The 25018-nt window shown below is 45.5% G+C and carries 23 protein-coding genes; 10 read left to right on the forward strand and 13 right to left on the reverse strand.

Going from position 1 to position 25018, the window contains the following annotated elements; translation table 11 throughout:
• Positions 1 to 506: 506 nt before the first annotated feature.
• The 11 genes from KYK27_RS06430 to KYK27_RS06480 form a co-directional block, all read right to left on the reverse strand.
• Entirely contained in the window at positions 507 to 1301 is a 795-nt protein-coding gene (locus KYK27_RS06430; RefSeq protein ID WP_199109141.1) for an SPFH domain-containing protein, read from the reverse strand.
• On the reverse strand, positions 1301 to 1489 hold the full coding sequence (locus KYK27_RS06435) for a hypothetical protein (RefSeq protein ID WP_199109142.1): 189 nt from the start codon (positions 1487 to 1489) through the stop codon (positions 1301 to 1303). The genes KYK27_RS06430 and KYK27_RS06435 overlap by 1 nt, the downstream gene beginning before the upstream one ends.
• Positions 1490 to 1519: 30 nt before the next feature.
• Positions 1520 to 1957, reverse strand: coding sequence for a hypothetical protein (locus KYK27_RS06440; protein WP_199109143.1), 438 nt, complete (start codon positions 1955 to 1957; stop codon positions 1520 to 1522).
• A 116-nt stretch (positions 1958 to 2073) separates the two neighbouring features.
• Positions 2074 to 2967 carry a tetratricopeptide repeat protein gene (locus tag KYK27_RS06445; protein WP_199109144.1) on the reverse strand — a complete coding sequence of 298 codons (894 nt, stop codon included), beginning with the start codon at positions 2965 to 2967 and terminating at the stop codon, positions 2074 to 2076.
• 190 nt (positions 2968 to 3157) lie between these two features.
• Positions 3158 to 4123, reverse strand: a complete 966-nt coding sequence (locus KYK27_RS06450) for an NAD(P)-dependent alcohol dehydrogenase (protein ID WP_199109145.1) — start codon at positions 4121 to 4123, stop codon at positions 3158 to 3160.
• 63 nt (positions 4124 to 4186) lie between these two features.
• Entirely contained in the window at positions 4187 to 4579 is a 393-nt protein-coding gene (locus tag KYK27_RS06455) for a hypothetical protein (protein ID WP_199109146.1), read from the reverse strand.
• A gap of 131 nt (positions 4580 to 4710) precedes the next feature.
• Positions 4711 to 5637: a metallophosphoesterase gene (locus KYK27_RS06460; protein WP_199109255.1), complete on the reverse strand. Its 927-nt coding sequence runs from the start codon at positions 5635 to 5637 to the stop codon at positions 4711 to 4713.
• 25 nt (positions 5638 to 5662) lie between these two features.
• Complete coding sequence (locus KYK27_RS06465; protein WP_199109147.1) at positions 5663 to 5992, reverse strand: hypothetical protein; 330 nt, start codon at positions 5990 to 5992, stop codon at positions 5663 to 5665.
• Between the two features lie 83 nt (positions 5993 to 6075).
• A complete protein-coding gene (locus tag KYK27_RS06470) occupies positions 6076 to 7083 on the reverse strand; it encodes an alpha/beta hydrolase (protein ID WP_199109148.1) in 1008 nt (335 codons plus the stop codon).
• 758 nt (positions 7084 to 7841) lie between these two features.
• Positions 7842 to 8399, reverse strand: coding sequence for a GNAT family N-acetyltransferase (locus KYK27_RS06475; protein WP_199109149.1), 558 nt, complete (start codon positions 8397 to 8399; stop codon positions 7842 to 7844).
• Positions 8400 to 8524: 125 nt separating this feature from the next.
• A complete protein-coding gene (locus KYK27_RS06480) occupies positions 8525 to 8965 on the reverse strand; it encodes a hypothetical protein (RefSeq protein WP_199109150.1) in 441 nt (146 codons plus the stop codon).
• A gap of 217 nt (positions 8966 to 9182) precedes the next feature.
• On the opposite strand from KYK27_RS06480, the gene KYK27_RS06485 reads away from it, so the two are divergent.
• Positions 9183 to 10388, forward strand: coding sequence for an NADH-quinone oxidoreductase subunit D (locus tag KYK27_RS06485; RefSeq protein WP_199109151.1), 1206 nt, complete (start codon positions 9183 to 9185; stop codon positions 10386 to 10388).
• A gap of 438 nt (positions 10389 to 10826) precedes the next feature.
• Here the strand turns inward: KYK27_RS06485 and KYK27_RS06490 are convergent, their stop codons facing one another.
• Complete coding sequence (locus tag KYK27_RS06490) at positions 10827 to 12092, reverse strand: M16 family metallopeptidase (protein ID WP_199109152.1); 1266 nt, start codon at positions 12090 to 12092, stop codon at positions 10827 to 10829.
• 180 nt (positions 12093 to 12272) lie between these two features.
• Here KYK27_RS06490 and KYK27_RS06495 point away from each other — a divergent pair, with 180 nt between their 5' ends.
• Genes KYK27_RS06495 through ytxJ form a run of 4 tightly spaced genes read left to right on the forward strand, consistent with a single transcriptional unit; the run spans position 12273 to position 15238 of the window.
• Positions 12273 to 14252: a thiamine pyrophosphate-dependent enzyme gene (locus KYK27_RS06495; RefSeq protein ID WP_199109153.1), complete on the forward strand. Its 1980-nt coding sequence runs from the start codon at positions 12273 to 12275 to the stop codon at positions 14250 to 14252.
• A gap of 23 nt (positions 14253 to 14275) precedes the next feature.
• Positions 14276 to 14485, forward strand: a complete 210-nt coding sequence (locus KYK27_RS06500) for a hypothetical protein (RefSeq protein WP_199109154.1) — start codon at positions 14276 to 14278, stop codon at positions 14483 to 14485.
• A 45-nt stretch (positions 14486 to 14530) separates the two neighbouring features.
• A complete protein-coding gene (locus KYK27_RS06505; RefSeq protein ID WP_219337354.1) occupies positions 14531 to 14863 on the forward strand; it encodes a hypothetical protein in 333 nt (110 codons plus the stop codon).
• Between the two features lie 27 nt (positions 14864 to 14890).
• Positions 14891 to 15238, forward strand: coding sequence for a bacillithiol system redox-active protein YtxJ (gene ytxJ, locus KYK27_RS06510; protein WP_199109156.1), 348 nt, complete (start codon positions 14891 to 14893; stop codon positions 15236 to 15238).
• A 19-nt stretch (positions 15239 to 15257) separates the two neighbouring features.
• Here ytxJ and KYK27_RS06515 read toward each other — a convergent pair whose 3' ends face one another.
• Positions 15258 to 15668 (reverse strand): OsmC family protein, encoded by a 411-nt coding sequence (locus KYK27_RS06515; protein ID WP_162428326.1) that lies wholly within the window; start codon positions 15666 to 15668, stop codon positions 15258 to 15260.
• Between the two features lie 65 nt (positions 15669 to 15733).
• Here KYK27_RS06515 and KYK27_RS06520 point away from each other — a divergent pair, with 65 nt between their 5' ends.
• The 5 genes from KYK27_RS06520 (at position 15734) to KYK27_RS06540 (ending at position 25009) form a co-directional block, all read left to right on the forward strand.
• A complete protein-coding gene (locus KYK27_RS06520; RefSeq protein ID WP_199109157.1) occupies positions 15734 to 16477 on the forward strand; it encodes a hypothetical protein in 744 nt (247 codons plus the stop codon).
• A 96-nt stretch (positions 16478 to 16573) separates the two neighbouring features.
• Entirely contained in the window at positions 16574 to 17476 is a 903-nt protein-coding gene (lipA, locus tag KYK27_RS06525; protein WP_370583617.1) for a lipoyl synthase, read from the forward strand.
• 1362 nt (positions 17477 to 18838) lie between these two features.
• Positions 18839 to 22045, forward strand: coding sequence for an ice-binding family protein (locus KYK27_RS06530; protein ID WP_199109158.1), 3207 nt, complete (start codon positions 18839 to 18841; stop codon positions 22043 to 22045).
• A 37-nt stretch (positions 22046 to 22082) separates the two neighbouring features.
• Positions 22083 to 23018, forward strand: coding sequence for a type IX secretion system membrane protein PorP/SprF (locus KYK27_RS06535; protein ID WP_199109159.1), 936 nt, complete (start codon positions 22083 to 22085; stop codon positions 23016 to 23018).
• A 17-nt stretch (positions 23019 to 23035) separates the two neighbouring features.
• The gene (locus KYK27_RS06540; protein WP_233150266.1) at positions 23036 to 25009 is read left to right on the forward strand and encodes an OmpA family protein; all 1974 of its coding nucleotides are present in this window, start codon (positions 23036 to 23038) and stop codon (positions 25007 to 25009) included.
• Positions 25010 to 25018: the final 9 nt, after the last annotated feature.

Raw genomic sequence — 25018 nt, forward strand, 5'->3', positions numbered from 1 at the left:
TTGGTGTTGAGTTTGTAACTCAACTGGCCCAGTAGGGACAGAAACTGTGCTGGCTATAGTTTACGTGTTCTAACCACCTCAACCCCTACTTGTCTAAGGCGGGGAGCTTTAGGGCTAGTGCTATAGTTAGCGCTTTAAACCCTGTAGTTTCCTGAAGGTTAGAGTCTTTATTCTACTCTTTGCCCTCGCTCGCGTCTCGCGAGTGTGTGTTACCTGCGGACTCTGGCCGCTTTAACTATAGCTTATAGTTGCCTGAAGGTATATTTTGCCATTAGCAATAGTTTTAACTAACGTGGCGGGACGCCACCAAATACCTCACACTCGCGGGACGCGAGCGAGGGCGCTATTTGAAATTGAGATGAACAGAATGAAACAATCCTGCCCTCAAAAAGCAGTTGCTGTCTTTGCTATAGTTCAGGCTATTATATTGTGCTTGGGATGCTATCAAACTATAAGAAAAAAGGCTACCAATCTGGCAGCCTTTCTGATATCACAGCAACTATGAATTACTGTACATTCTTGAAAAACGTAGGCGAATTACCATAGAGCGGCGTGCTGCCATTCCACTTTTCTATAAACTGCTGTTGTATTAGCAACGGAGTTAGTGTACGCTGGCGTAACTCGTTAGCGCGGGCTTCTGCTTCGGCTTCCACAATCTTCTTACGGGCTTGGGCCTCGGCAACTTTCAGTTCGTTTTCTACCTGCATGGCTTGCTGTACGGCTTTGTTTTTCAGGTTCACGGCCTGCACAATCACTTCCGGGTACTGTAAACCGCTGGTCATCTGCTCCAGGTCGAAACCTTCTTTGCGTAAGGCATCGCCAAGCGCTAACTGTACCTTATCTTCGAAAGACTGCCGGTTAGAAATGATGCTATCAGTAGAGTATTTGTTGAACTGAATACGGAAGGCGTCGCGCGTGTAGTTATAGAGCGTGGTTTCGGTAATCTGGCCAATCTCTTTGCGGTACTTGCTGAAAATGCGTGGACTCTCGCCCGGCAATACCCGGAACGAAATAGTAGGATCCACGGTGAAAACAGAGCCGTCTTTGGCATTAACTGTAAAAGGGCTATAGTCTACGGTCTGCACGAAAGTCGGGAACTGGTATACTTCTTCGGTGAACGGGTTGTACCAAACACGCCCTGTTACCAGGCTCACGTCCTGTACGCCTTTATCGGTACCATATAATTTAACCAGTATGCCCTCGTGCCCGGCATCTATGCGTGTGCAGGAGGTCATGGCGGTAACAGAAAATACAAGTATAAGCACAGAGGCTATAGCCCAGGTAATTAATTGGCGGTTCATTAAGCTTTGAATTTGGAAAGGGTGTAACGGATAACTATAAAATTAACGACTATAAGTAAGACCAGCAGTAACAGGCCAACTATAACTGATGCATCCGAAGGCAGCCGGATCAGGGCCACCACTTCGGTATAAGCAAAAATGTCAGCGACTAGCAGCAGGATAAGCAGAAACAGATATTGAAATTTCATGAGCGAGAGGTAGTCGTATTATCTGGCAGATTAATTTTTATGGAGCAGAAAAATAAGATGTTCAAACCCTGTAGCGGAAGGCACAGGAGCATAGTATTTAACCTGTTGTTCAGACTCTTCTGCTACCATATATTTCTTACCGCCAATTATCAGCTCTTTTGTGGTCCTGTTATAAGTGTAAGGCAGGCTTACAATTGTGGGCTCATCGCTGTTGCACTTATTGGCTCCCTGATTAATTGTTAAGGTCCCCTTCGCATCAAAGTGGTAAGTATCATCCTGCTGGCATGTCAACACAGCAAAATATCTTACATTTCCGGGAGGGTTGGTAGCCGGGTTTTTATCCTGCATCCCCGGTTTCCAGGTAGTAGAAAGCAAAATATCTGCCGGTGCTTCATTCTCTTTTTCGCAGGAGCTAAAGAGCATTATAACCAGTACAAGGCCTAACAGGCGTGCTATAGTTTGTTTCATTTAGAAGATTGGTTTATGGCTGCTTAGTCTGTAACTGGTATTTAAATATCTGCTTAGCTGCCTGGTATAGTTTATAGGTAGCTTTTGCGGCAACAGGCTATCTCTGGTAATATTGGTTACTTTAATTTTTCAATGTGCCTTTTAGACACAGAGATCATTTCTGCATCATCAGCATACCGAATTACTTTGTCGTAATATTCGATCGCTTTTTTCTTATCACCCTTTAGCCTGTACCCTTGGGCAATATTTGCCAGCACTATAGCATCTTTCGGATTCAACTTCTCAGCCTGTAAGAGCGGGGCAATTCCTTTATCATGCTCGCCGGTTAGTAGGTAAGTAACCGATAGGTTTGACAAGCTTTCAATATGATCGGGATACAGCTTCAGAATTTCAGTAGCTATAGTTCTCATATTTATCAGCAACTCGTCGTCTCCGGTATTATAGAGCTGCAGTTGATAATTCTGTAAACTGGATAGAAAAAAGTCTTTGCCATCCGGGCGTTTTTCGTTGTTGGTCCATGTCCATTGGTTGTGGTTTTCTTTCGAGTATTGAATGGCAGTAACTATCTCATCAGTAAAATTTTGCCAATCGCCCGCCTGCCCCAATGCGTATATTTTTCCGAATCTCATGTCGAGCCGGTCAGGGTATAGTTTAATCCCCTCGTCTATTTTCTCAAGCCCTTTTTTAAACGTGGAGCTATTAAAAACAACTTCGCTGGCCATATATCCGGCTGCTTTATTTGTGTTGTCAGAAAGCACCAGACTTTCTCCTTTTGGCTGCGTTGTGGTCAGCGAAACAACCTCTTCTCTTGACTTAAGGAAATAATAGTTGAAGTAACTGGTAAAGAGTTCCGGGTCCTTTGGGTTGGCTTTTTCCCACTTCAATAAGGTTTCCCTTTGCTTCAGGGTGTCGTTTTCCTGGCAGTATCTGTTAAAGTCGGCCTGAAAAGTCTGCGCGGAACAAAGACTTGTGAGCGCCAGGAAGATGATAAGTGTAATCGTCTGTTTCATAATGGTTAAAATGGCCGGGAACTATAGAATAGAGGATATAGAACAACGTTTATCCGCAGAACCTAACCAGGAAGGAAAGCTCCGCTAACGAATATACTATATATTATCAGATCTATATAATATCTGTCCGGTAAAATTGAAACCGCTTACGCAACTATAGACTTTTATGCTACCGATAGCTGCAGGTTATTTAGCAAGGCAGTATGATAACTACATTGCCGATTTTCTGACCTGTCTCCACGTATTTATAAGCATCAACGATCTGCTCTAATGGATATATCCGGTCCAGCAAAGGTTTAAACTGCTTTTGCTCTACCAGGTGCTTTAGAAACTCCACGTCGGCTTTGCTAATGGTAGGTATAGGAAACAGCACCTTTTTGCCCTTCCGTAGCGGTGTTAATAGCGCGAGGTAGATGTTCTCCCAGTTTTTGCCGAGCTCTGTGGAGATATAAATGCCCTTTTCTGTTAGCACCGGTTTGCAATGCCCGAACGACGTTTTCCCGACAGCGTCAAACACAACACTATACAAGCGGCCTGTCTGGGCATAATCTTCCTTTGTGTAATCGATAACCACATCAGCTCCTAGCGATTTGACAAGTGAAACGTGGTTGGTATGGCATACGGCCGTTACGTGCGCCCCGAAATGTTTGAGCAGTTGTACCGCAGCCGAGCCAATAGCACCCGTTGCCCCATACACCAGCACTGCATGCTCGCTAGTGACTTTTGCTGCCCGAATGTGGCCCAAGGCGTAGTGAGCTCCTTCTGTGATCGGGGCGGCTTCTTCGTAGGTCAGGCCTTCCGGTATAGTTGTAAATGCATCGTTTTCATCCAATGTTAAGTACTGGCCATGTCCGCCGCACTTTTTGTCGTTATAGCCGAACACCTTTTCCCCGACCTTCACTGATTTCACTGCTCTACCAACTGCCTCTACCTGGCCAGCAAATTCGCAGCCAAGTGTTTGGTAATTAGGCTTGAGCAAGCCGCTCCAGAACCTCGAAATGAAATATTCCGCACTCCGGAACCCGCTGTCGGTGCGGTTAACGGTAGAAGCGTGGACCCGTAACAGCACTTCATTGTCTTTTGGCTCAGGTTTAGGAACCTCCTGTATGCTTACCACTTCGGGTGGCCCGTATCGGGTATGTACTGCTGCTTTCATGAGGTGTGAAGTTTTTGCTTGTGTTCCTGGCCAAATGCTGAAGATAAGTTTACTCTTGTTCTTTTAACTAAATAAAATCTGTGCAGATGGGATTTTCCAAAAGGGCATGTATTCCGTCCAGCTGAAGAAGAAAGAGAAAAATATGTGTATGAAAGGTGCTGATAGAAAGCTTAGAACCAGGTACAGGGCTGTTTTAGTTTTTCTCAGTTTCAGGACGAACGGGGGTAACAAGACTGTCATCAGCATAGGAATCGGGTAGTAAACCCACCAGGGCAACCCCAGGGTAGCGCCGTATTTGCCAAACAGCATCCCTACTATAACCACCAAAACAGAGAGTAGTGCAACCGTATACTTTTTCTCCCTAAACTCATGTGCTGATAAAACCGCTCTTATTACAAGAAAGAACACAAGCAGTGAGGCAAAGATCATTACCGGGAAATGCCATTCTGTATTCATATTCAGAGCAGGTTTGGTTAAGGGTGGTTTTAGTAAACTATAGTTAGGAATGAAACATTCTTGCTAATGCGAGCTTTTAACTTTTGTCCTTGTCTCTATAAGCATTAGCTACAGATTCGCACCAACAGATATCACAATTTAGTCTTTTTACCTAAATCATCTACTTTATATTCAATTCCATTTTCTATGAGCAAGCCCTTGGTCTTGCCACTGTATTTCTCATGACCATGCTTTACATCTATTTTGATGAGATGACCCTTATAGTCTGTGGTAATATCACTTACAACATTATGGCCCACCACCATCTTAGCCGCATCATAGAATTGTAAGATCTGCTCAGCCTCCTCCTGTGTAGTTGTGTGAAAAGAAGCATTTAAAGGATCATTGAAGGCAAAAACTCCTGCAATCAGTACATTCATGGCGTAGCTTCTATCCCAGTAAGGACTGTCGTATGAATTTAATACCAGCTGTTCTTTCTGGTTCAATGCCAGCCCTTTCGTCCGAAGGCCATAATACTTTCTGGCTATGCTGTTTATTTCCGGAATGGTCAGGTTCTCTTCTATAAGTTTCGATTTAATGCCAGCATGCACAAAAACATAATCGCCAATCTTTTCAACCACATTTTTACTTCTCAGCCACTTCCCTAATTCAGACTCTGCTGAGAACAAGTACCTCCCTGCCTCATCCCAATTTTTCTTGCCACTTATCTGCTTGGCAACCGCAACGTATTTAGTATCGGTATCCGAGTTATCGCCATAAAGATTCATTATTTCATGGTTACCGATAATGTAATGCACTTTCCCGCCTGCTTTTTCAGCCTTTTCTTCCAGCATATAAATCAGCCAAAGCACCTGCGTTACATCGCCTCCTCGATCAACAAAATCACCATTAAGCACCAGGTGCCCCTTTCCAAATGCCCAGTTATACTTTTCATCCATCACACCATTCTTTACAAGGAAACTATAGAAGGCATCAAAATTCCCTTCTATATCGGAGATGGCTATCAGTTTAGCTGATAACTCATAACTATATGGCTCTATGTGGTGTGTTTCCTTTATGTTAGCTTCAAATGAGTCGCTATCGTCATTTGCTACCTGTACCCGTTATAGGATGCTGCTTATCAAAAGGTGCTTTTAGAAGCTTGTTTTGTGCATCTACAGAATATTTATAGTTGCCATAAATGTAGGGTCCGTCTATACCTTTTAATTTCAAATCAACAGGCTTGTTCAGAGCAAATTCAATTTTTTCATTTTTAAAATAAGCATCAATCCCTGACCAGTAAATGGGGTACTCGTATTTTGCTTCATCAATATAAGCGTGCCCAAATATTAAAGTGGTTATTACCAAATAACCTGCCCACACCAGTATGCCCCACTTAAAAAGTGTTTTGATGATCTTTTTCGATTTTTTCATGTTTTATGTGAGTAGTCGATCTGCCAGGCATTATCGACGGGTAGGTTTTATATCCATAATCCAGCCGGTTATACATAAACCTGTCACTTTGAAAAAGCTTCGTTCATGGCCGTTTTGATAAGGTTTTCATAGTCCTTCATTGCAGGAGCTCCTGGCTGTAATCCTATCAGGCAATGGATCTGCCCGGCAAAGCATTTGTCCCAGACCTTAACACCCGCCTTTCTTAGTTTGGCGGCATACAATATTCCATCATCTCTTAGCGGGTCAAATTCGGCATTAATAATTACTGCTGGCGGTAAGCCTTTCAGGTTTTTGGTCAAAATGGGAGACACTTCCGGATTATTATATTGCCCCGGCGCATAGGTCTCTAGAGCAAAATAACAGTCGTCTTTTGTTTGAAAATATCCTTTGGCATTTTGCTGATACGAAACGGAAGTTTCCATATTCTTCGGACGAAGGTCAATCGGAAGTCCGTTCATGATGTGCACCTTGATTTTATGACTAATGCCTTCTTTTTTAGCTTTTTGGGCAATTACTGCTACCAGGTTTGCACCGGCGCTATTGCCAAGTAAGGCAATGCGACTGGTGTCACCACCCCATTTACTTCCGTGTTGGGCAATCCATTTAAAGGCATTGTAGCTGTCATTCACCGCAGCTGGAAATCTGTGTTCCGGTGCTACCCGGTAGTCAACGGCAAAAACAATGGCGCCAAAGGTCTTTGCTTCTTGCCATAGAGAGTACTCCCACCCCGGCAACAACGGCATAATGAAACCACCTCCGTGGTAATTGATAATAATGGGAAGGTTTTTCTTTTGCAGGGGATTAAAGACGAGTACCGGAATGCTGTCGGCTGTGATCTTAATTCGCTGCACATCTTCTTTGGGATAGGGCCTTAGTGGCAGGTCTACATATTTGATTTGCTCAATGGGAGTGCTACGAAGCTCTTCAAGTGTCCGGTCTTTGTAGCCAATCATTTTCAAGAAGGCTGCTATATTGGGGTCTAACTGACGACTTCCGCAAGACTGGGCAAAAAGCCCTTGCTGGGAAAAGAGAAAGAGGCCTAGAAAAGCAAAGAGTACTATTTTTTTCATGTATCTATTGGTTGAATAATTGGGATTGCCCAGTGATTTATTTCTTTAAAAATGCAACTATGCAGTACTGTGCAATGAGAAATAAGCCGCAAAGTATAAAAGGTAAACTCATTGTAGGAAAGTGGTATACTATTCCTTTACCACCTACACCCTTTGATTTATAAATTCAGCCTTTGGCAATCTCTCCTTTTTGCTAATTCTGTTTTCATCACGGTGCAAAGGTTACATGCTGAATAATGAGGGTATGAGGTAATTCCATGGAGTGAATCTAGTACATAGTACCTTGTATTGCAATGTACCGCTGACTTTATTATATGAACCATACATTATTATCCGTGAACTTCGGCGGATTTTCGACGAACAGACTAGATTAGAAAGAGTGAGAAGGAGAAGGGAAATAAACGGCAGCAGCCATTTTCCAAAGCTACTTTATTGGGCAGTAGATAGGTTGTGTTGATACAATGCGGATGTAAGGCGGCGCAAGGGGCCTGGCAGGAGAGGGTTAATCTTATTAAGCTACTAAAGCAAGAATGAATAGTGTAACTATATGGAACTTCCTTTTAAATAGGAACTCCTAAGGTGAGCTGATGCCCAATGCATGATTTCCTCTCGTTGCGTCCTTTTCATTTAGATTATAGGTACTTCTATACTTTGTAATGTTACCTAACACGTCTTAGCTAAGCGATGGGGAGGACTACTGTTTAGTTGCTGTTAGCTACTGGGGTTCTTTTTTCAGGTATAAGTTCCACGCTTCTGTTCTAGCCAATCTTCTTCTCTTCCCACTCCCGTCTCAACATGGCATACTGGAACTCGCTTCCCCATTTTCCTTTGAAGAAGATGTTTTCTATGAAATGCCCTTCCTGTCTAAATCCTATGCTTTTCAAGAGATTGATCGAAGCAATATTTTCAGCGTCCACAATTTCAACTACCCGGTGTATTTCTTTATTGTCAAAAAGAAAACGCAATACACCAAGCATCACTTCTTTAGCATAGCCCTTTTTCTGCTCAAGGTGTGAAATAGTAATACCAATTTCTGCAATTCTTGTATCATAGGAATCGAGTTTGATGGCACAATCGCCAATAAGTTGGCTTGTTTCCCTATTTTCAATGCCATATTGTACCCATTCTCCGGCTTTCCCAAAATGCTTTGTAGAATTGTCCTGAATAAACTCCTGAGCTTGCTCAATTGTCATCACATCGAAACCCTGGTATTTTGTAATTTCTGGGTTTGAGCGATATAGATGAAAGTCAGAAAGGTCTGCTAAATCGATGTGCCGAATTTTAAGCCGTTCTGTTTGAATATTTAATTGTTCCATTATCTGGATTTCTATCAGTGATTATTTGTCGGTTCGTTTTTGAAATGGCTGCTAACGGCTCGTATAAACGACCGCGAAGGCCATCGGCCGAGGTGAAGTTTATACCTTGTTAGCCAATGCTGTTTTTAAATTTCTAGTAAGATTGTCTCTGCTTCCATTTCTGGTGTCAACACAACTTTTTTACCAAGTATATCAGCAACAGATTGTAGGTAGCTGAGTATCGCTTGGTGGTTTTCTTCTGTTTTAACTTCCCTTGGTTCGATGTCGTTTTCAATCTCGCTTTCTATGAAGAAATAACACATGATGTTGACTTCCCCTAATTTTATTGTGGCTTTTATTGGTTCATCAAATGACCCTGAATCTTCCCAAAAGCTGAATACCACTTCTAAATCGATTCTTGATTCAGTTTTTAGTGTCCTTCCGTTGTAGAACTCTACCTTATAATTATCATTGACAAGAGAACTCCATTTCCTCCAGTCTTCTCTGTTTGTATTAAGAACTAGAATATCCCTTAGAGACCCGTCTTCATAATATAGTTCTTGCTTTATGGAATTCCAGTCTTTCATACTTTCAGTTTTGGCTAACTACTGGATACATGTAATTATTACGTTTAGCCAGCTAACGGTAGCTGTATAGGCGTAACTAAGCTAACGAATATACTATATATTCCTTGAACAATATAATCTCCTTCAAAAATCACCCCCTAAAACAAACCCCTGCAGAATTCCCCCATTTTTCCGAACTTTGCTATTCATTAGTCATCATACATTAATCATTAGCGCCTTGTCCACCATCTACAAAGAATACCTGCTGCAGTCGGAGCCGAACAAGTTCAGCCTGGATGGCCTGAAGGCGGGCGAGATGATCGTGAACATGGGGCCGCAGCACCCAAGCACGCACGGCGTACTGCGCCTGGAAGTGATAACAGATGGTGAAGTGATACAGGAGGTGGCGCCGCACATTGGGTACCTGCACCGCTGTTTCGAAAAGCACGCCGAACACATGGCCTATAACCAGACCATCCCCTACGTAGACCGCATGGACTACCTGGCCGCCATGAACTCGGAGCATGTGTGGTGCATGGGCGTAGAGAAACTGATGGGCATTACGGACCAGATTCCGAAGCGGGTAGAATACATACGTGTGCTGGTGGCTGAGCTTAACCGCCTGGCCTCGCATTTTGTGGCTATTGGTACTTATGCTATTGATATCGGGGCTTTTACGCCGTTTCTGTGGCTGCTCCGCGACCGAGAGCACATTCAGCGTTTGCTGGAGTGGGTTTCGGGCGCACGTATGCTATACAATTATATCTGGGTGGGCGGTTTGTATTATGACCTGCCAATAGGGTTTGAAGAGCGCTGCCGCGAGTTTATAAACTACCTGCTGCCTAAGCTGGACGAACTCGATACCATCCTTTTAGAGAATAAAATTTTTATAGACCGCACTGCCAATGTAGGTGTGTTGCCGCTGGATGTTGCCATAAACTATGGCTGCTCCGGCCCGATGCTGCGTGGCTCCGGCCTGAAGTACGATCTGCGTCGCATAGATGGCTATAGTGTGTACCCTGAACTTGATTTTGAAGTACCAATCGGCACAGGTATGGTTGGCACTACCGGTGATTGCTGGGATCGCAACTATGTGCGGGCACTCGAATGCCGCGAATCTGCTAAAATTATAGTTCAGTGCCTGGATAGGCTGACCGGCGACTATAAGCGTGCTCCTGATTTCGATCCGCAAGCAGCCTGTCCTAAAAAACTACGTATGGTTGGCTCGCAGGAAGTATATTTCCGGGGCGAGACACCGCGCGGTGAGCTGGGCTACTTCTTCCGGACAACTGATAAAAGTGATGTGCCTTTCCGTTGCCATGGCCGTGCGCCAAGCTTTGTAAACCTGTCTGTATTGCCCGAAATAAGCCGCGGTTGCATGGTTGCCGACCTGATTGCTATAGTTGGCTCCGTAGATATCGTGCTGGGCGAAGTGGATAGATAAGGTTCGGTTATAACCTACCTAACAAACTCTACCTTACCGAGGCAAAGAGTAGGATGGTCCTATTCTGCTCAAGGCCGACTGAAATCTCCTGTCATTCTGTAAATGAAACTCAGTGAAGGTGAATGTCACAACTAGAAACTAACAGGATCTTTTCACAGAAAATCAAACTAGAGAAAGAGATGCTTCTGCCGTAACTATAGAACTATAAATGAAACTATAACAGCGGAAAGCTTCTTGTTTTACGGGAAGATTGAAAGGGAAAGCAACTATAGAATAATATCCTGAACCATAATAGAAGTTCCTCCCCAGGAGTGGCAGGATAGATTTCAGACACTGCTTCCCTCACGCTATAAAACGACAGGAAGGTAAACTATAACATAAAGTAAAAAGCGTGCTGGAAGCAAAACCAGCACGCTTTTTACTTTATGTAACTATAAACTATACTTCTTCCGTTACTTCCTGTTCTTTTTTCTCAGCCTTGTAAAGCAGTGTAGAGCAATTGTTCGGATCGAGAATTTCGCGGGCACACCGCTGGATATCTTGCGGTGTTACGGCCTGTATCTTTTCTCCTTCCGTGTTCACAAAGTTTGCATCTCCTAAAAGCTTACCATAAGCCAGGTTCATGGCGCGGTTCAGCAATTCTATTTCAGAGAATACTAAGCTGGTTTCGGCCTGGTTCTTTACTTTGTTAAGTTCATGCTCATCTACCAAGGTATCCATCAGTTCCTGGTTTATCTTTTCGATGGCCGCATTGGCTTCCTGCAGGTCTACGCCTTCGTTCAGCTTGCCTTGTATAATCAGTAAGCCCGGTTCTATACTTCCGGTAACCGACGCCGAAACAGAGTTGAACAGTTTCTGCTCTTTCACCAACTGCTCATATAACCTGCTCGACTTGCCCCGGCCCAGAATATCACTGATCAGATCGATCGCATAATAATCCGGATGGATGCGGTGCGGCATGTGGTATGTTTTATAGATGGCGCTTAATGGCACATCAGCTGTAGTTTCCAGCACGCGCGGTTCGGATTGCTTTGGCTCATTTGGTATGTGGCGGGTATACTTTTCGCCGGCAGGTATCGGGCCAAACCATTTTTCGGTCAGCTCCTTTGCAAGGTCAAATGTTATACTTCCGGCAATTACCAGTATCGCGTTGCTTGGAGAGTAGTGCTTTTTATGGAAGGCTTTTACAATGTCCATCGTAGCATCTTCTATGTGCTTGATCTCCTTGCCTATAGTTGCCCACTTGTAAGGGTGATTCTTATAAGCCAGCGGACGAAGTTTCAGCCACACATCGCCGTAAGGCTGGTTCAGGTAGGTCTGTTTAAATTCTTCTACCACCACTTTACGCTGCACTTCCAGGCCATTTTCGCTAAAAGCCAGGTCCATCATGCGGTCAGATTCCAGCCAGAAGCCGGTTTCAATATTCTGTGCCGGTAACGTCAGGTAATAATTGGTGATATCGGGGCTGGTAAAGGCGTTATTCTCGCCACCTACGCGCTGCAGGGGCTCATCATACACAGGTATATTTTTAGATCCGCTGAACATCAGGTGCTCAAACAAGTGTGCAAAACCCGTATGCTCTTCTACTTCATCGCGCGAGCCTACATCGTACAGCACATTTAAAACTGCCATCGGCGATGTATGGTCTTCGTGCACAATCACGCGCAACCCGTTATCAAGTGTAAATTCCTTAAACTGTATCATATCTTAAGTGTTAAATTGCCTGATGGTTAAAATGTTATTCTCTGATACATCCTTTTCAACCATTTAACAATGCAACTGTATAGCCTTTATTAGAAACAAAAGTATAAATTAGCGACATATTTTATAGCTACGCCTAATATACTAACTTGCCTACCTATAACGAAGTTTCCAATTTCTGAGATGAACTACAACCGCAAAGAATATTCCGAGGACGAACTGATCTCCCTTTACCGTGCTATACTTAAGCCACGCATGATCGAAGAGCGTATGCTCGTGCTACTGCGACAGGGAAAAGTAAGCAAGTGGTTTTCTGGTATTGGCCAGGAAGCTATTTCTGTAGGGTCGGCTATGGCGCTGGAGCAGGACGAATACATACTTCCGCTGCATCGTAACCTGGGCGTTTTTACCAGCCGCAATGTGCCCTTGGATAGATTGTTTGCGCAGTTTCAGGGTAAGAAAACCGGCTTTACAAAGGGCCGCGACCGCTCTTTCCATTTCGGTTCTAACGAGCACCATATTGTAGGTATGATCTCCCATCTGGGACCGCAACTGGCGGTAGCCGATGGTATTGCTCTGTCGGATTTACTGGATAAAAAAGAAAAAGTAACGCTAGTGTATAGTGGCGATGGCGGAGCTTCGGAAGGCGATTTTCATGAGGCGCTGAACGTAGCAGCTGTGTGGGGATTGCCGGTTATTTTCATGATCGAGAATAATGGTTATGGTTTATCTACGCCAAGCAATGAGCAGTTCAAGTTTAAGCAGTTTATAGATAAAGGCCCTGCCTATGGCATGGATGCCCTGCAGATAGATGGCAATAATCTGCTGGAGGTATACGATACGGTACGGCAGACAGCAGCCAGCATGCGCAAGAACCCACGTCCGGTGCTGATCGAAGCCATGACGTTCAGGATGCGTGGCCATGAAGAAGCCAGTGGCACCAAGTATGTGCCGCAGGAGCTGTTCGAGAAATGGGCTAAAAAAGATCCGGTTGAGAACTATGAGAAGTTTTTGCTGGATGAACTGGTACTTACCCAAAAGGCAGTAGAAAGTATTCGCGAAGAGTTGAAAGCCGAAATTGAAGAAGGTTTACAGACTGCTTTCGCTACCCCAATGCCTGTTGCTGATCGCCAGGAAGAAATTGCCGACATGTATAAACCATACGTGCAGCAGCCTGTAGCGCCGGCATCAAGTGCTAAGACTGAAAAACGTTTTGTAGATGCCATTTCAGATGGTTTGCGCCAGAGCATGGAGCGTTACCCGGAACTGGTTTTAATGGGCCAGGACATTGCCGAATATGGTGGCGTTTTCAAGATTACAGAAGGCTTTGTAGATAAATTTGGTAAAGAGCGCGTGCGCAACACACCACTTTGCGAGTCGGCTATACTTGGTATAGGGCTGGGCATGTCTGTAAAAGGCAAAAAGAGCATGGTGGAAATGCAGTTTGCCGACTTTGTGAGCGTGGGCTTTAACCAGATCGTGAATAACCTGGCCAAGAGCCATTACCGCTGGGGCCAGCACGCCGATGTGGTAGTGCGTATGCCTACAGGTGCCGGTACTGCAGCTGGTCCGTTTCACTCGCAGAGCAACGAAGCCTGGTTCTTCCACACACCCGGTTTAAAAGTTGTTTACCCTTCGTCTCCGTATGATGCCAAAGGGTTGCTGAATGCTGCGATCGAAGATCCGAACCCGGTAATGTATTTTGAGCACAAGCTGCTTTATCGCTCCATCTCGCAGGATATTCCGGATGACTACTATACTATAGAGATCGGTAAAGCGAAAACAGTAGCCGAAGGCGAGGACCTGTCTATTATAACCTATGGTATGGGCGTACATTGGGCCAAGCAACTGCAGCAGGAAATGCCGGGCACAAGTATTGAAATACTAGATCTGCGCTCACTGTTGCCTTGGGACAAAGAAGCTGTACGAAATACTGTAGCCAAGACCGGCCGCGTTATCATCTTACACGAAGACACACTGACAGGTGGTATTGGCGGCGAAATTGCAGCCTGGATCGGAGAAAATTGTTTTGAGCACCTGGATGGGCCTGTTGCCCGTGTAGCTAGTCTGGATACTGCCATCCCTTTTGCACCGCCACTGGAAGCAGAATTTTTGCCAAAGCAACGTCTCCGCGAAAAGGTAGAAGCAATACTTGCGTACTAATAACATACTTTACCTGATCAGCCATGACCTATAACCGCGTCCTTTCTCTGGTACTACTAACTATAATGCTTTCTCTTGCGAGCGGCTGTGGTAAAAAGGGTATTCCCTGCCCCTCGCCCAATGGCAAGAGTGTAAAAGTGCAGGCAAAAGGTGCTGCTGGCCTCGAAGCGATCAGGGTATCTACCAACAAAGATGGACTGGTACAAAAGAAGAAAAAATTCCTGTTCTTCTAAGGGCTAACCTCGTAAACTATACTTATACCGAAAGAGAGGAGGCGTATGATGCAAATGTTTACTAAAGGAATAATCAGCTTTTTGATGCTGTTATTACTCGGGGTGGTGCCGGCTATGGCGCAGATAAAGAATCTGAGCGATGATAAGCAAAAAAAGGAACAACGGCGTTTTCTGAAGGAAGCCGAAAAAACAGAATCTACTTACAAAGACAGCCACCTGAACACGAATGCTTATACCTTTAAAAAGGGAGAAGCTGCCCGTAAAAGAGTAAAGAAACGTGATGAGCGCCGCCAGTATAAATTTGATGAGGCAGGCAAACCGCTGAAAAAGAAAACATTTCTGCGCAGGAAGACAACCAGTAAGCAGGCTGGCAGGTAAAACACTACGTACAAACAAAACCTAACTATGAACTGGCACCCTCTAAATAGCACAGAACAGCTGGATACTATACTGGAAGAATCGAAACATACCCCTGTTGTTATCTTTAAGCACAGTACATCGTGTTCGATCAGCTCAACAGCCAAAAGCCGCCTGGAGCGCCAATGGGATGGCAAAGGGCTGGACCATATTAAACCATATTACCTGGATATGCTGGCATATCGCCCGGTATCTAACGAAATAGCGGAAGTGTTGCAGGTGCGTCACGAGTCGCCGCAGATACTGTTGGTACAGGATGGGATGTGTACTTATAACGCATCGCATTTAAGTATAAACTTAGATGAGATGAAGAAGAAAGTTGCTGCATCTGACTAAAGATGCAGCAACTTTTTTTCTAGTTCTGGTAGTTAAAGCTTACCGATTGCTTTATTTCCGGATGAAGGCTCATCGCAACCGGACAGGTGCGGGCCGCGTTCTCCAACAAAGCTTTTTCTTTTGCAGTATAGGCTATAGCCGGCATTTTAAATGTTAGCACAATTTCACCGATACGACGTGGATCAGCAACCATAATTTTAGTGGTTTCTATTTCCATGCCTTCAATGGCGATGCTGTTGCGTTCTGCTACAATGCCCATAATGGTCATCATGCAACTGCCAAGTGCAGCGCAAACAAGGTCTGAAGGTGAGAAAGCCTCTCCACGGCCATTGTTGTCGAGTGGTGCGTCAGTAATAATGGTGTTGCCTGAAGCCAGATGCTGGGCTTGCGTACGTAAATTGCCCTGGTATTTATTTTGGATAGTTGCCATAACAAGTATTGGTTTGAATAAAGCGTGAATTTACTTACTTTTAAATAAACTATAAATTATTCTAAGTGATCCGATACATCGCTTTCGTGCTTACGCTCGCTTTTGCAGGTATTGCTTTGCCGGCGCTCGCCCAGTCTGAAGAAGAAGAGGAGTCTTTTGATAACGAACTGAGCTATGGTTTAAACCTGAACTCTAACGGTGGCCTTATTGGCGGTGTTTTTGTCCGGTCGGCTTACACCATGAACCATAATATGCTGCAGTTTGGAGCCATAGAGATTGTGGAAGTAAAACACCCCAGAGAGCAGCGCTTTTACAGCGGCGAAACCGGAGATTCCTATATCCGGGGTAAGCAGAATTATTTATTTGTAGTGCGTCCGCAATATGGTCGTGAGCTGGTACTTTTCAGGAAAGCTGCCGAATCGGGAGTACAGGTAAATGCCATTGGTGCAGTTGGTCCTTCGCTGGGCTTCCTGGTGCCTTACTTTGTGCGCTACAACTATGGCCAGCAGGGTACAAGCGAAGGTGTCCGTACCGAGCAGTATAACCCGCAGGACCATAAGGATCTGGCAAGAATACAGGGCAGCGGCGGTGTGTTTACAGGCTTAGGAGAATCAAAACTGAACATAGGCGCCCATGTAAAAGCTGGTCTGAGCTTCGAGTACGGCCGCTATAACGAAAGTATAGCCGGTGTAGAAGTTGGGGTGATGGTGGAAATGTATACAAAGGAACTGGTCATTATTCCGGAAGCAAGCAATAACAGCCGTTTTACATCTGTGTACCTTAACATCTACTACGGTCGCCGCAAATAATCCGAACAAATCTTAACGTACTTCTGTTGCAAAGGAAAGAGGCATAAAACTAATGTCTCTTAACACATTACTTCCTATCTTTGCAGCATGGATGAAATCATATCACTTCCGGTAATACAGCCCAATACCACTCCCTCAGAACTGAGTGAAAACGGCAAAATACGCAAACCAAACTGGCTTCGCGTAAAATTGCCTGTAGGGCAGGAATATGCTAAAGTACGCAATATAGTATCTGAATATAAACTGCATACCATCTGCGAAAGCGGCAACTGCCCGAACATGGGCGAATGCTGGGGAGCAGGTACGGCCACCTTCATGATTCTGGGTAACGTTTGTACACGCAGCTGCTCTTTTTGCGCTGTAGCTACTGGTCGCCCGAACGAGTACGACGAGGATGAGCCACGCCGTGTAGCAGAAGCTATTCAGCTTATGGGCGTAAAACATGCTGTTATCACGTCTGTTAACCGCGACGAGCTAAAAGACCGTGGCGCTGCTATCTGGCACGAAACGGTAAGGTTAGTAAAAGAGCTGTCGCCGGCAACAACTATAGAAACCCTGATACCAGACGTAAAAGGAACCTGGGATGCGCTGATCACCATGATCTCAGCTGGCCAGGAAGTTGTGTCGCATAATATGGAAACGGTAAAGGAACTATACCGCCAGGTGCGCCCGCAGGCTAAGTATGAGCGAAGCCTGGAGCAGATAAAGCGTACGAAAGAGTATGGCAAACGCACCAAGACCGGTATTATGCTGGGCTTAGGCGAAACCCGCGACCAGGTGTACCAGGCGATGGATGATCTGGCTGCCAACGGGTGCGATATCCTGACGCTTGGCCAGTACTTACAGCCAACAAAACTACACATAGAAGTAGCAGAATTTATCCATCCAGACCTGTTTGCGCACTACCGTGAAGAAGGTTTGAACAGAGGTATCAAGTATGTGGAGTCAGGTCCGCTGGTTCGTTCGTCGTACCACGCTGAGCGCCATGTAAATGTATAAGTTTGACTAATGTCTTTTCGAAAGCCCTGTTGCCAGCGCAACAGGGCTTTTTTGTTGTTATGCTTTTCAGGCTAAGCTTAATTGTTGTAAGTGATGGCATTCATGTTTCTATAATTCCTCTTGTATCATCTCATGTCTAAGGTAACCCTGAGTATGCGTGGGATTAAAAGTGCCACTGCAGATTTTTGGTTTAAACCGTGATTATGGTGTTGATGAATTCGCAATTTCACTAAGACCTAGCAGTGTGCGCAACTCCTGTTAGCGTCTGGGCTATAGTTGATTTACTTCTCTATTGTCATTTCGAGCAAAGTGAGAAATCTATCTCAGCTTATAGTTGATATTACTACTATTCGAACCAAGCCTTTTCTTTCAAAGCTGCTATCCATCCTGGGAACTCTACTTGGCTACTGTTCTATCGTTAGCTTTGGTGCCCTCACGGCCGGGAGGCCCCGTCTTCGGGCATCGCGCTGCTGCTTTCTTGCTACCCTCGCTTTGCTCGTGTTGCCTAGCGGCACCGCAACAAATCAAAGGCGCTCAACCCAAAGACTGAGACGTTTCGCATAGTTACCAGCATCTATATTTTGCACTAACTCGCTTCTAGATTTACCGTGGTTGTAGTTCCGTAGGGACAGGTAAACCTGTCCCGCTCGTGGGTTGTAACTATAGTACTATAACTCAAACTATAGCTATAGCGGAATTGTCCCCTTGAGGGGACTACAGGGTGTTATCACTCTAACTATGAAACTATAGGCAAACTATAGCAATAGCAGAAATTTCCCTCTCGGGAGGCGGGGGTGGGTTAAAACCCTAACTATAGAATTGTGCCACTAACTATAGCAAAGGTCTTACCTCCCTTCTACCAAGGTCCTTTCAGGATGACAGATGGGGAAGTAACCCAAAGCTCCACGTCTTAGACAAGGAGGGGCGGGGGGACCACTAGAACTGCAGCCTCAAACTATAGCAACAGCAGAAACTCCCTCCAGGCAAGAACAAGAGGAAAGCGAATGGCAACTATAAAATTCAACCAAAATATTTTAAAGAAGCTATCTCATTTTCAAGACATAATAATCCTGTTCTCTCTTACTCTTCTTGCCCTATCTACAAATTTTTGGACCTAATAATTATAGGATTCTGATATTTATTTTAACACAAGTGCGTGGTGTGTTATAAATCTTGAGTCTGGTGTGATTAGTGTAAAAACATAACTTATCTTATATATATGTATTTTTTTATATATAAGTCTATAATTTTTTGAATTTAACACAACATAATCGGATAATTTAAGTAAATGAAATTGTTCAATATGTATAGTCAAATCTATATATATCTGATTCCGCTAATATTTCATTTCAACATATCCATATGAATAAAATTTTACTGCTGATTTGTGCCATCTTATCTGTCGGCATTACCCTTAGCTATGGACAGACACAAGATGTACTGGGCAATGCTGCTAGTTATGCAGTGCTCGCTTCCTCTCAGATCAACAACACCGGCCAAACAGGGGTTACTGGAAACGTGGGCATCAGCCCGGGTAATGTCCTGAATGGTGAAGCGGGGCTTGTTGTGAAATCCGGCAAAATTGAGAAAAACACACCGTCTGCTATTAATGCTGCTCAGGATGCCCTGGTTGCATACAATGCCTTGTATGCCCGAACACCCGCTACAAATATCGCTGGCAACTTCGGTGAAAGTGCTTTGCCTTTAGGGCCGGGTACCTACAAAGTTTCCGGTGATGCCAGTTTTAAAGGTGTACTTGCAGTGGATGGCCGCGGAGATGTTAACTCTGTTTTCGTGTTTATAATAGATGGTAACCTGCTAACGGATGCTCCGGCGGCTGGTGTACTGACTATGAACGGCGCGCAGCCAAGCAATATTTACTGGGTTGTAACAGGAGACGTTATCCTGGGAGGCTCTACAGGTTTCCAGGGAACGATACTGGCAAAAGGTGATATAACACTGGATGCCGGTGTGGTAGTGATTGGCAGGGTGATGTCTTTAAACGGCAAAGTAAACCTGACCTCCAATAACGTGTTCCTGCCAAACGTTGTGGTTACCGACTTAGCTGTAACGAAAGAAGCGGCTGCAGGTGATTACACCATAGGCTCGGAAGTAACATATACTATAACAACTACTAACAAGGGACCGGGTACGGCTACCGATGTTCAGGTAAAAGAGAATATCCCGGCTGGGTTGGAATTTGTACGTGTTGAGTCGATCTCGAATGGTACTTATAATGAAACCACTCACATCTGGACTATACCAACTCTTGTAAACACAGGCACTGAAACGCTGAAGCTTGTATTTAAAGTAACGGCATCGGGAAATATTAAAAACGGAGTTACTGTAATTGGTAAAGATCCGGATCCGAACCCGGGCGACAATACTGAAGAAGAGCCCATTGACGTGCCAGTGCCGGCTGCTAACCTGAGCATTAAGAAAACCGCAAGCGGCGCACCTTATAAAGTAGGTGGATTAGTAACTTATACTATAGTTGCCAGCAACAGCGGGCCTTATGCAGCCGAAAATGTAGTGGTAACTGATGTGCTGCCAGCAGGCCTGCAATATGAGAGCCACACCGTAACAAAAGGCACTTACGACCCGACTACCGGTATTTATGCAGTAGGAACACTGGGTAAAGATGAAAGTGTAACACTGACTATAGTTGCCAAGATTGTAGCTGCCGGAAATATTGTGAACGTGGCTACCATTACGAACCCTACGCTACCAGACCCAACGCCAGGCGATAACACCGACGAAGAACCAATAGATGTTACCTGCGATGCTCCGACATTAACTATAACCGGCAACGGTAACCTCTGCGATGGTGAACAAATAAAATTTGAGATAACAGAAGTATTTGGTGCGACTTACGATTACACCTTACCTGCAGGCTTTACAGAAGTATCCAGAACAGCTACAACTATAACTGTAAAAGCTGGCAACACGGGTGGTACCCTGGAAGTGAAAGTAAAAGACCTGTGCGGAAATGAATTTACCGTTGTCAAAGACATCGTTGTAACAGCTAAACCAGTTGTAACTATAAGCGGTCCGGCTCAGGCTTGTGCTAATGCAAAAGGACTAACCTATACTGTGGTTGGTGCCGGCGAAGGCGTAACCTACGAGTGGAGCACAACTGGCGGAATAACCCTTACTAGTGAGCCGGGCGCTGCCACAGCAACTATAGATGCAGGCGCAACAGGTGGTACAATCTCCGTTAAAGTGAAGAACAGCTGCTTCGAGAGCGATCCGGCAACGACAACTATAACCATACTGCCTGTTCCTGAAAAACCAACGCCACTGGCTGGCACAAGCGAAGTATGTGCTGGTGACATAACGCCGACCTACGAGATTGCTCCGGTTGCAGGCGCTACAGGTTATACCTGGACAGTACCAGTTGGTTGGACGATCACATCAGGTAAAAACACAACCAAAATAACTGTAACTGCAGGTGCCACATCTGGTAACGTAACGGTTACTGCCGATAACGAATGCGGAAGCAGCGAAGCAGCAACCTTTACAGTAGCAGCCAGCGATGTACCGGCAGCCGCAACTATAACCGGCAGTGCCGGAGCATGCATCGGAACAACGCTGACATATAGTGTGGCAGAAGTTGATGGTGCAACAGACTACAACTGGACAGTACCACAAGGCTGGACGATCATCAGCGGAAACCACACGCCAACTATAGAAGTGAAGGTAGGCGAAGCAACGGGCGATGTAACTGTAACGATAAGCAACAGCTGCGGTGCAGGTGCAACAGCAACGATGGCAGTAGCGCCAACGGTTAAACCAGCCACACCAACTATAACCGGCCCGGCAGAAACGTGCGCAGGTAGCGCAGGCAATGTGTATAGTGTAACAGCTGTAGCAGGTGCTACCAACTATACCTGGACTGTACCAACCGGCTGGGTAATAACAACAGGCGACAATACCAACAGCATTACTGTAACTGCTGGCGAAGCGGGCGGCGAAGTAACCGTGGTTGTGACCAATACGTGCGGCGACAGCGATGCAGGAGTATTTGCATCTGGTATCACTACACCACCAACTTCAGCAGGACCTATAACAGATAACAGCACGCTTTGTGATGGCCTTTCTTACAGCATTGCTACAGTAGCAGGTGCTACAAGCTATACCTGGACGGTGCCTGCTGGAACTACGATCATCTCTGGTCAGGGTACTACATCCATCAAAGTAAAAACAGATAACGCCAATGCAACGGGTGATATTAAGGTAGTGGCCAACACAAATGGCTGCAGCAGCCCTGAATCTGTGATCGCGCTGGATATGTCGCTGGTTAACGGTAACCTGAGCTTCCCGAAAGCCTTTAGCCCGAACGGCGACGGCACGAACGATGCCTGGAAGATCACTAATCTGGAGAAATACACCGGCAACGAAGTAATGATCTTTAACCGCTACGGCACGGAAGTTTACAAGCAGAAGAATTACCAGAACGACTGGACCGGAAAAGGTCTGGAGCAGGGCACTTACTTCTACAAAGTGATCGTGAAACTGTGCGACGGTAAAGAGCAGGCATTCACAGGTTATGTAACCATCTTCCGCTAAGCATCAGGCCAACATAAAGGACAAAACATTTAAGAAAATGAGAATAGTTTATACCCTGCTGGCCCTGCTCTTAGCCTTCTCGGCAAGCGCCCAGCAAAACCCACAGTACTCACAATACATCTTCAACAGTATGGGCATTAACCCTGCGTATACTGGCAGCAAGAATGTGCTCAACGTAAATGCCTTCCACCGCTCGCAGTGGACAGGCATTGATGGAGCGCCAACCACACAGGCGCTTAGCATAGACGGTATTTCTGCCAGCAACAAACTGGGGCTTGGCCTGGCATTAACCCGCGACCAGATAGGGGCGCAATCTGCCATATCAGCTTATGCCAACATTGCAGTAAAGCTTCCGGTAAGCGAAACGGGCGTATTTAGCCTGGGCCTTGCGCCGGGCCTGGTGCAAACCAAAGTAGATGGCAACGAACTGGGTATTGAAAACGATCCTTCTATACCGGCAGGCTCAGAAAGCAACATTCGTCCAGATATTAAGATAGGTGCTTACTTCCATACGCAGCGTTTCTATGCGGGCCTTTCAGCCTCTGACCTGCTGCAGTACAAGGATATGGATAACATTGAGCCGGAGCGCCACTATTACTTTACAACAGGTTATGTGTTTGATATAGGTCCTTTTGTAAAACTAAAGCCAAGCATGCTGGTGAAAGAAGATTTTAACGCTCCTACAGCGGTAGATCTGAATGCCTTTGTATTGCTGGCCGACAGGTTATGGTTAGGCGGTTCGTACCGCACAAGCATGAAGCTCTTTAACAACACGCCGGATATGAACGGTATGAAGAGTCGTACAGCTATCGCTTTTATCGGGGAACTGCAGATTCATAAATCGCTGCGCCTGGGCTATGCCTACGATAAGATGCTCAACGACCTGGGTTCTTTTAACACACATGAAATATCGGTGGGGTATTACTTCTTCAGAAAGACAGATACCAAAATGCTCACACCACAATACTTTTAATCTTAGCCTGAAAGCATATGAACTATAAATCTACACCCTTATATCTAGTTGTAGCGGCCATGCTGAGTTTTGGCTCGGTGGCACAGGCGCAATCAGACCTCCGGAAGGCTAACAAGCATTTTGATAATTATGCCTATGCACTGGCCCTGGAAAACTATAAATCAGCTATAGCCAAGCGTGAGCCTAGTGCTGAAACCACGCAGCGCATTGCAGATGCTTACCGCATGACGCGCCAGACGCACCAGGCCGAGCAGTGGTATGCAAAAGCTGTGCAGTTGCCGGGCAGCAACCCGATGAACCATTATTATTATGCAGAAGCGCTTCGCAGCAACGGTAAATACGCCGAAGCTAAGGAAGAGTACATGAAGTGGGGCGAGGCGATGCCGGAAAATGCTGAAAATGCACAGAAGCTGGTAGCCGCTACAGACCAAACTATAAAGTGGATGCAGCAGGAGCCAACAGCCGAAGTACAGACATTAGCTGGTGTAAACGTTGGTGGTTTTTCCGATTTCAGCCCGGCACCGTTTGGCAAAGGCATCATCTTCACATCTGACAGGGGAATTTCTGCTGATGCAAAAGCAGATGTGTATGGCTGGACCGGCCGCCCTTATCTGCAACTTTTTACTGCTGAACCTGATGCGCAAGGTAACTGGGGAGCACCTACCGCTCTACAGGACGTGGTTAACTCGGAATACCATAATGCAACTGCGTCTGCAGCTACAGATGGGCAGATGCTGTATTTTACAAGAACCCACATGGTGCGCCAGCGCAACAATGTAAACCCTGACCCAACCAGCTGGGTAAAAGAAGCCGAAAAGCCGGAACACATTAACCGACTGGAAATATTTTCGGCACAGAAAGTAGATGGCAACTGGAGCAACATTCAGCCATTTGCTTACAACAACGTTACTGAGTATTCAGTAGGTCACCCGGCGCTGTCGGCTGATGGGCAGATCCTCTACTTTGCCTCTGATATGGCTGGTAGCCTGGGTGATACTGATATTTTTTATACAACCCGCCAGGCTGATGGTAGCTGGGGCACGCCTGTAAATGCAGGTGCAACTATAAACACGCCGGGCCGCGAGAGCTTTCCGTATGTAGATGCCGACGGTAAACTATACTTTGCTTCGGATGGACATGCGGGTATGGGTGGCCTGGATATTTTTGCTGCCCTTGGCCAACATGGCAACTGGTCAGGAGTGCGCAACATGGGCAACCCGATCAACTCACCAAAGAACGACTATGGCATTATGTTCACGGAGCCAGGCGAAAGCGGTATGTTATCATCTAACCGCGATTCCGATAACGGAACTGAAGACATCTATAGTTTTAAAGTGCTGAAGAAGCCGGTTGTGTTAGCCATCTCAACTTTAGAGCGTAAGCAGAACGATAAGAAGAAGAATATAGAAGTGCCGTTGCCGCAGGTGAAAGTAGTGGTTACACAGGAAAGTAAAGCTGACTCGGCTGTGGTGATCTCTGATGAAAAGGGTAAATACTTTATGGATGGCTTTAAGGGCACGAATTATTCGCTGTTAGGCACTAAAGACGGTTACCTGACACAGCAGGCGCTTGCCAAAATACCGGAAACAGCCGGTGATACAATACAAGTGGCGCTGGTGTTCGATAAAAATGAGCTGGACCGCGTGATCGTGCTGGAAAACATCTATTACGACCTGGATAAGTGGGACATCAGACCGGATGCCGCTACGGAACTGGATAAACTGGTAACGGTGCTTCAGAACAACCCAAAAATTAAAATAGAGATGAGCTCGCACACCGATAGCCGCGAGAGCCAGAACTATAACCAGTTGCTTTCTGAACGCAGAGCAAGCGCCGCTGTAGATTACCTGGTATCGAAAGGCATAGACAAACGCCGCCTGACAGCGAAAGGCTACGGTAAAACCAGGCTTGTTAACGGTTGCGGCGATAACGTGGAGTGCTCGGAAGAACAACACCAGCAGAACCGTAGAACCGAGTTCAAGATAAAATAAGAAACATCA

Source organism: Pontibacter populi, from assembly GCF_019336435.1.
GTDB lineage: Bacteria > Bacteroidota > Bacteroidia > Cytophagales > Hymenobacteraceae > Pontibacter > Pontibacter humidus.